Here is a 629-nt window from a genome sequence, read left to right on the forward strand (position 1 = left end):
TCTGCAGAAACATTAGAGATTTCGTAAGTCGGAGCTGTCCATGTGCCACCTTCATACTTAGCTTTACCACCTAAAGACTTCGCAACACTGCTCCCTAGAGCATATAGCTGATTGCCCGCTACAGCATCACTTGAGTCTTTAGTTATAGACCCATTGGAAAGCGATGTTATCTTGCTGCTTACCTTCTCTTCACCATGCGTCGCTACAAACGCATGTGCAGTGTCGCTCCAATTCAAGGAATCACTCTTTGCTTCAGCAATATCTTTGCTAATTTCATCCTTAATATTCGTGATAGAATTATTCACATTCGCGAAAGAAGTTCCTACACCAGCAAACGCTGTTGCTACATCATGATACTCTTTATCTTCTGTTTTGCCATCTTCTTTCACGCTCTTAACTGTGAATGTAGGCGCACTCCAAGTTCCATTCTCATACTTAGCTTTACCACCTAAAGACTTCGCAACACTGCTCCCTAGAGCATATAGCTGATTGCCCGCTACAGCATCCGTTGACGTTCTACTAATGTCTCCATTTTTAAGAGACGTAATCTTACTGTTCTCTTTACTATCCCCATGCGTCGCTACAAAGGCATTCGCCGTTTGGCTCCAGATTAAAGAATCACTTTTTTC

At 42.8% G+C, this 629-nt stretch carries 1 pseudogene; it reads right to left on the minus strand.

The annotated features are described in order from the left end of the window. Positions 1-629, minus strand: a pseudogene (locus tag ACFILA_RS09885) (hypothetical protein); the annotation flags it as partial.

The organism is Bartonella sp. CL71SXKL (assembly GCF_042194935.1).
In the GTDB taxonomy this organism is placed as follows: domain Bacteria; phylum Pseudomonadota; class Alphaproteobacteria; order Rhizobiales; family Rhizobiaceae; genus Bartonella.